Origin of the sequence: Rothia sp. P4278 (assembly GCF_048512945.1) — a bacterium.
In the GTDB taxonomy this organism is placed as follows: Bacteria; Actinomycetota; Actinomycetes; order Actinomycetales; family Micrococcaceae; genus Rothia.
This window is the reverse complement of sequence record NZ_JBLXXU010000003.1, coordinates 250,041-257,132: the sequence shown is the minus strand read 5'-3', so window position 1 is coordinate 257,132 and position 7,092 is coordinate 250,041. Positions and strand designations below refer to the sequence as shown.

Annotated in this window: 9 protein-coding genes; 5 read left to right on the top strand and 4 right to left on the bottom strand. The window is 55.5% G+C overall.

Annotation, left to right across the window (positions count from 1 at the left end):
* Positions 1-305: 305 nt before the first annotated feature.
* Entirely contained in the window at positions 306-938 is a 633-nt protein-coding gene (locus tag ACN085_RS08145; RefSeq protein ID WP_419111197.1) for a LysE/ArgO family amino acid transporter, read from the bottom strand.
* Positions 939-998: 60 nt separating this feature from the next.
* Here ACN085_RS08145 and ACN085_RS08140 point away from each other — a divergent pair, with 60 nt between their 5' ends.
* On the top strand, positions 999-1,913 hold the full coding sequence (locus ACN085_RS08140; RefSeq protein WP_419111196.1) for a LysR family transcriptional regulator ArgP: 915 nt from the start codon (positions 999-1,001) through the stop codon (positions 1,911-1,913).
* 113 nt (positions 1,914-2,026) lie between these two features.
* On the top strand, positions 2,027-2,566 hold the full coding sequence (locus ACN085_RS08135; RefSeq protein ID WP_419111195.1) for a YceI family protein: 540 nt from the start codon (positions 2,027-2,029) through the stop codon (positions 2,564-2,566).
* Positions 2,567-2,735: 169 nt separating this feature from the next.
* Here the strand turns inward: ACN085_RS08135 and ACN085_RS08130 are convergent, their stop codons facing one another.
* Complete coding sequence (locus ACN085_RS08130; RefSeq protein ID WP_419100760.1) at positions 2,736-2,924, bottom strand: hypothetical protein; 189 nt, start codon at positions 2,922-2,924, stop codon at positions 2,736-2,738.
* A gap of 7 nt (positions 2,925-2,931) precedes the next feature.
* Entirely contained in the window at positions 2,932-3,207 is a 276-nt protein-coding gene (locus ACN085_RS08125) for a cell division protein CrgA (RefSeq protein WP_419100761.1), read from the bottom strand.
* Positions 3,208-3,334: 127 nt separating this feature from the next.
* On the opposite strand from ACN085_RS08125, the gene ACN085_RS08120 reads away from it, so the two are divergent.
* The 3 genes from ACN085_RS08120 to ACN085_RS08110 all read left to right on the top strand — a co-directional run bounded on the left by ACN085_RS08120 (position 3,335) and on the right by ACN085_RS08110 (position 5,017).
* The gene (locus ACN085_RS08120; RefSeq protein WP_419105003.1) at positions 3,335-4,120 is read left to right on the top strand and encodes a class E sortase; all 786 of its coding nucleotides are present in this window, start codon (positions 3,335-3,337) and stop codon (positions 4,118-4,120) included.
* Between the two features lie 24 nt (positions 4,121-4,144).
* The gene (locus ACN085_RS08115) at positions 4,145-4,306 is read left to right on the top strand and encodes a hypothetical protein (RefSeq protein ID WP_419100763.1); all 162 of its coding nucleotides are present in this window, start codon (positions 4,145-4,147) and stop codon (positions 4,304-4,306) included.
* A gap of 69 nt (positions 4,307-4,375) precedes the next feature.
* Entirely contained in the window at positions 4,376-5,017 is a 642-nt protein-coding gene (locus ACN085_RS08110; RefSeq protein WP_419111194.1) for an aminodeoxychorismate/anthranilate synthase component II, read from the top strand.
* 77 nt (positions 5,018-5,094) lie between these two features.
* On the opposite strand, the gene pknB is transcribed toward ACN085_RS08110, so the two are convergent.
* Positions 5,095-7,065 (bottom strand): Stk1 family PASTA domain-containing Ser/Thr kinase, encoded by a 1,971-nt coding sequence (gene pknB / locus ACN085_RS08105; protein WP_419111193.1) that lies wholly within the window; start codon positions 7,063-7,065, stop codon positions 5,095-5,097.
* Positions 7,066-7,092: the final 27 nt, after the last annotated feature.

The following is a 7,092-nucleotide window of genomic DNA, read 5'->3' as shown; positions in this document are numbered from 1 at the left end:
AATAATAACCCTGGTTATTCAGCGAGGGAGTCTAGAGCTAACGCTCTAGACTCCCTCGCTTTTTCATGCCCCAAATTCCTGCCTGCTCAAAAAATAAGGTAAAACACCGCACATCTGGCCGATGATAAAGTTCCCTCCACCGCCTACTCTGCGCCCAAAGGGTTACTTCTTCTGAAGGCTACTGCTGGTTCTCTGTGCCCCTAGAAACAGAAGAAGAGCCACATAATGTAGAAAAGTCGGTAACCAAGGGTCCAGGCTAGAAACCTCTGGTTCCCCCCATAAAGGGCAAGCATGAATGTCTATTTTTACGCACTAAAGATAATCTGGTAGGCCAGGAAGAACATGAGTGCCGCAATACCGGCATCGAGTACACGCCAGGCCTTAGGGTTAGCAAAGACGGAGCGAAGAAAGCGGCTACAGGAGGCTAAAAAGGTGAACCAAAGGACGCTCCCCGCGACAGCTCCGGCATAGAAGAACCAGCGGCTATCTCCCTGCTGGGCCGCAAGACCACCGATAAATACAATGGTGTCGAGGTAGGTGTGAGGGTTAAGGTAGGTCATGGCAGCAGCAAGTAGCAGAGCCTTGGCCAGGGTCTGCGGGCCTGATTCCTTGCTCGTGACTGTCAGCACAGAAGGGCATAGAGCCCGCCGAGCAGCGAAAAGGCCATAGACAACTAGGAAGAGCCCACCGCCCCAGCGTAGAACTTCAAGAACCCATACGGCAGAATCAGCCAGGGCACCCATACCAAGAACGCCCAGCCCAATGAGCAGGGCATCAGAGAAAATGCAGAACAGGGCGATAGGCCAGATAAAACGGCCAATAATACCCTGCTTGAGGATATAGGCATTCTGCGCCCCAATAGCCACAATGAGAGAGAGGGACGTCCCCAACCCCATAAGCACGGGTGCTAAAAAATTTGCTGCTACCACGCAACCCATCGTAGGTGACCTCAACCAATAAAGCCATCTAATGAAAATTAAATAGCATAAGATTTACTTATGATACGTTTTACTACCGACCAGCTACAAACCTTTGTCACCGTCATTGAATATGGGACCTTTGAGGCCGCCGCAGACATTCTTGGGGTCAGTGCTTCTGCTATTTCACAGCGTGTGAAAGCTATGGAACAGCTCGCCGGTAAAGTCCTTCTCAAGCGAACTAACCCTGTTGTTGCTACCGAGGCGGGCCAGAGCGTTTTGCGGGTGGCGCGCCAGAGCGAGTTCCTGCATACCGAAATGATGCGTGAACTCGGTGGCGCTGAAGGTTCCCAGAGCGTAGCTGTGGCTGTCAATGCAGACTCTTTAGCTACCTGGTTTCTCAGTGCGGTGGGGGAGCTGGCTACCGAGGATCGGATCTTTTGCGACGTTCGCCGGGAAGCTGAATATCACTCATCTGCCCTCTTGCGTTCTGGTGAGGTAATGGCAGCGCTTACCTCCAACCCGGAACCCATCCCAGGGTGTGCCGTCGAGCGGCTCGGGGTGCTGCGCTACCGGGTAGTGGCTTCGCGCGCCTATATTGACCGTCATTTCCCGGATTACCCGGCAGTTACTGTAGAACAGTTGGGCCTTTCCCCTCTTGTGGAATTTGATCGTAAGGATTTTGGCCTTGCTTCGGCGCAAGAACTGCTCCTTGACCGGTTTGGATTGGGGCGGCAGGAATTACTCACCCCTCCTGTTATCTACCTGCCCAGCTCCCCGGACTATGTTAGAGCTGTGCTTTCGGGTATCGCCTGGGGGATCATTCCGGAGGTCCAGTGTGTTCGTGAGCTGGAGAATGGTGAGCTGGTGGAGCTGGCTGCAGAGCCGGTTGATGTGCCCCTCTATTGGCAGCACTGGAAGATTAGTTCACCTGTCTTGGAGAGATTAGGTGAGCGCGTGTATTCTGCGGCTTCTCGGGAGGGTGTTCTGAGGTAGAAGTGCTGCTGTAAAAAATTTTCTGTCTAAAGCAGTCGGTGGCTTTGTATTCCTAAAACTTTACATGTAAAGTAAATGGTGTTGAAAGAAAACACCTAGACAAGGAGAAAATCATGGCAGAACTGACCACCGGCACATGGAACTACGATGCAACCCATTCAGAAGTCGGTTTCACCGTCCGCCACGCAGGTATCACCAAGGTGCGCGGCAGCTTTAGCCAGGTTGAAGCAGAGCTCACCATCGCTGAAAACATTGCAGAATCAACCGTAGAAGCTACCGTAGGCATGGACTCCGTTAGCATCGGTAACGCAGACCGCGACGGCCACCTGCGCGGCGCTGACTTCTTCGACGCAGAAAACCACCCCGAGATGATCTTCACCTCCACTTCCTTTGAGCTTGACGGTCAAGACCTCACCATCGCTGGCAATCTCACCATCAAGGGTGAGACCCGCCCTGTCACCTTCACCGGCGAATTCACCGGTGCCATTGTTGACGCCTTCGGTGCCACCCGCGCTGGTGCTTCGGTAACCACCACCATCTCCCGCAAGGACTTCGGTATTACCTGGAACGCCGCTGTAGAAGCTGGCGGAGTGCTTGTTTCCGATAAGGTGGTCATCAACCTGGATGTCGCCTTCATCGCCCCCGAGTCCTAAAGACTCCCGGCGCAAGAGCGTCGACGAGAACACTGTGTGTCATGTGGTCCTGCCCTCTGCTACCGTAAGGTAGCGGAGAGCAGGCCTTTTTAGTATGCACAGAAAAACTCCGCCCCGCCCTCTCAGGGCAGAAACGGAGTTCTTCTAAACCTGTTTTCTAAGCCAGGCGCTAAGAGCCGGTTACAGCCTGCCAGGCAAAATAAAGAGCGATAGCGGCTACCACGCCAAAGAGCGCCCAACGCCGCAACTTAGTCTCAAACCGAGCAGCCCTTATATCGGGGCGCTCATCTAAGGGCTCGTTCGGGTCAACAGGGGCAAGATTAGCGGGATTCGTGACCTCAGGTTTCTTATCAGCCACGCTCAACCTAACGCCAGCGAGTCGTCATCATTAGGCCAATCATCATCAGCCCGATACCGATACCAATATTCCAGTTGCCGATACCCGGAACAGGGTACAGAGACTGGGTGATATAGAAAACGATAATCCACAGCACACCCAGAATAATCAGGGAGAACATAATCACCCGGTACCAGAGCGGCGTAGGTGAGGGAAACTCCTCATCGCTATACATAGACTCAGCGATGCGGCGAAGCTCCGCCTCTTCAAGATCCTCATCGCGGATTGACTTAGACTCAGCCACATTTCCTCCAGTAGGGGGTGCCCCAGCAGTTGACAATAAAGTACGGTCACAACGATTTTAGCTCTAGCACCATAAAAAGTTCTAACATTGTAACGGTACACCCCTTTCGACCTGCCGAGGTACAACCTTGACTTCAAAGTCAGCACCCCAAACGTCACCCCGCCCCCAAGCGGCAGCTCAAGGTACCCCGCTGCAACTGACACTCTCGGTCGTGGGTGAGCTCCTTATTACCCTCGGACTCATCTTGCTTCTCTTCGTGGCCTGGCAACTCTGGTGGACCAACCTGGCCGCCAACCGGATCCAGGGCGATACCGTCCAAGGGCTAATTCAAGAATTCAACCCGACCACTACACCAGACTCCGCCAAAACAGCAGAAATACCCGCCTACGACCCAGCCAACCCGACGCTCACCCTATCTCCCAGCTATGGACAAGCTTACGGAGTGGTCTATATCCCTAGGCTGGGTGCCGACTATACCCGCCCCCTGGCAGAGGGAGTAGGCAGCGACGTGCTCGACACTCTCGGACTAGGGCACTACCCCGAAAGCCAGGCGCTCGGGGCCTACGGAAACTTCGCCCTCGCAGGGCACCGGCAAACCAACGGTGCTGTTCTTGACCACATCGACCAACTCCAAACCGGAGACAACATCTATATCCGTACCGCCGAAGGCTACTACACCTACCGGGTCTACCAGTCACAGATCGTCCTCCCCAGCCAGGTAGAGGTTATAGCCCCCAACCCAGACCAGCTAGAAGCCCCCGTCGAAGAAGCCACCCGCCGCCTCCTCACCCTCACCAGCTGCCACCCGCGCTACGGCAGCACCGAACGCTACATCGTCCACGCAGAATTCGTCAGCTGGCAACCCAACCAGGCCGGACCCCCCGCCGAAATCGCCTCTGTTGCCGGCTCCTAAAACTGACCCGAAAGACACACCACCATGTACGCCTGGATTTTCCGCCACCTGCCCGGCCCCCTCTGGGTCCGTATCATCACTGCCATCGCGCTCATCTGCTTGGCCGTTTACGGGCTCATGGAATACGTCTTCCCCTACCTTGCTCATTACAGCCCCTTCGGCACCGAGGTGACCATAGGGAACTAACCCCCCCCACCCCGGCAGGCCAAAACCTGCCTGCGATAGAATCAAGGCAGCATCACGAAAGGGCGCACCATGACCAAAATCCTCGTTATCGATAACTACGACAGTTTTGTCTTCACCCTGGTCGGCTATATCCAGCAACTCGGTGCCGAAACCACCGTCATCCGCAACGACGAGCTCACCCTCGAACAAACCATCACCCTCGCCCAAGAGCACGACGGTCTACTTATCTCGCCCGGGCCCGGTGCCCCCGCAGATGCCGGAGTCATCATCGACACCATCACCTGGGCCGCCCAAGAACACAAACCCCTCCTTGGGGTCTGTCTGGGGCATCAAGCGATCGCAGAAGCCTTCGGCGGAGTTGTCAGCCACGCCCCCGAACTAATGCACGGCAAGACCTCCCAACTCGTCCACACCGGCCAGTCTGTCTTCAAAGGCCTACCCAGCTCCTTTACCGCTACCCGCTACCACTCCCTGGCTGTAGAACCCGATACCCTGCCGCAGGAACTCGAGGTTACCTCCAGTACCGATAAGGGAATCATCATGGGCCTACGCCACAAGCAATCACCCATGCACGGTGTCCAGTTCCACCCCGAATCCGTGCTCACTGAAGGCGGCTACCTCATGCTGGGTAACTGGCTCGAAGAAGTAGGACTAGAAGGCGCCGCCGCCAAGGGAGCAGCCCTCTCACCCCTTATCGAAGGCAACGCCTAATACACCCAGCTCATATCAGTAAGCCTCCCTCCCCGCAACTGGGGAGGGAGGCTTCTTACTGATATAGACCCTCTGGCTTACTCTTTGTCCTTATTGCTACTACTAGTGCTAGGCGCAGGCCTTGGAGCTGCACTCGAAGAGCTAGGCGACGGTGACGCAGCAGGCTGAGTAGTTGCAGCAGGCTGGCTAGTTGCAGCAGCCGTAGGCGCAGGCGCAACCGTAGGTGCCGGAGCAACTGCAACACGGATAGTAATCGTTGAGCCCTGCTCCACCAGCGTGCCAGGCGCCGCACTCTGCGACACAACGGTACCCGCAGGCTGAGCAGACGTCGTGACGGTTTCAATGTTGGTGCTCAGAAGCGTATCGGCAGAAGTAAGAGCCGCAATAGCCGCATCCCTGCTCAAACCAACCAGGCTAGGAACCTCTACCTTGCCATTCGACAGAATAATATCAACGGTTGACCCAGCATCGGCCTGCGCACCAGACTCAGGAGTAACCCCAATAACCATGCCAGCAGGAATAGTCGGGCTATTGACTGTAGTTGTACGGCCAGGAACAAAGCCAGCGGCCGTCAGAGTCTCACGGACATACTGCTCACTCTGGCCCTCCAAATTACCGGGAATCATCAGAACCGAAGGACCAGAAGACACCGTAACCACAATCTCGGTACCTTCCTCAGCCTCAAGCCCGGTCACAGGAGAAGTCTTAATAACAGAACCCTTCGGGATACTGTCAGAATGCTCCTCCTCAAACTTAAGAACATAGTTGAGGTTGCGAAGCTGAGTCTCAGCTTCCTCCTTGGTCTGGCCCTGAACAGCCGGGATCACATGCGTAGGAACCTTATTGAGCTCAGCCTGGTAGTAGAGCACAGAGCCCACACCAAAGGCCGCAAGGAAGATAATTAGCAGAGTGGTAAGAGCCTTACCCCACGCACTCCTACGACGCTTCTTACGCGCCTTAAGGGCATCCTCGCCGTAGCCGTACCCGTACAGCTCCTCATCGGTGAACTCTTCTTGCGCTGAGTCAAAGAAGCTGCCAAGACCGGCTTCCTCCGTCTCACGCTTATGATCAGGCAGAGCAGCCGCGCTCGCAAGGGTAGTGCCCAGGCCAGCGGCACTAAAAGCGGCGGTAGCCTCGGTGGGGTCCTGGACATCAAACGGAACGGTTGCCCCATCGGTTGACTTGAGAGCTTCAGCAAATTCTGCGGCGCTCTGGTAGCGGTCCGCTGGATTCTTGCTCAGGCCCTTGAGAACAACCTGATCCAAAGCTGGCGAAATTTCCGCAGCATAGGTACTGGGAGGCTGAGGGGCTTCACTCAGGTGCTTACCCGCCAGCTCGACATTCGTGGGAGCATCAAAGGGTGAGCAGCCTGCAAGCATCTCATAGACCACACAGGCGGCAGAATAGACATCGCTACGGGCGTCAGCTGTCTGGCCGCGAGCCTGCTCAGGAGAGATATAACGTGCTGTACCCATGACGGTGTTAGCCTTAGTAATCGCGTCACTGGCCTCTTCAGCCGCGCGAGCGATACCGAAGTCCATCACCTTGATCTGGGAGGGCTCCCCAAGCTGCTTATCCTCATCGGTCTGCGGAAGAATCATCACATTAGCTGGCTTGATATCGCGGTGGATAATTCCGGCGCTGTGGCTGTACTCCAAAGCCTCCAGAATCTGCACACCGTAAGCAAGAGCCAGGGCCTGATCAACGTCACCGTTTGAGATTGCCTCATGCAGGGTTGTACCCTGAACAAGCTCCATCACCATAAAAGGAACTGATACTTGGCTACTTCCTGACTGGATATCAAAAGCCCCGGTATCGTACACGGCCACAATGGAGCGATGGTTGAGAGCTGCAACAGCCTCCGCTTCACGCTGGAAGCGAGCACGGAAAATAGCGTCCTGAGCGTGCTCAGTCCGCAGAACCTTCAGCGCAACCTTTCGACCCAGACGAGTATCAACCGCTTCGTAGACAGTTGCCATTGCGCCGGAGCCGATAACGGCCCCAACCTCGTAACGCTGATCGATAGTTTCAGGAACCTGCTGGTCCATGTAGTCACCTATCATTTCCGGTGGAAT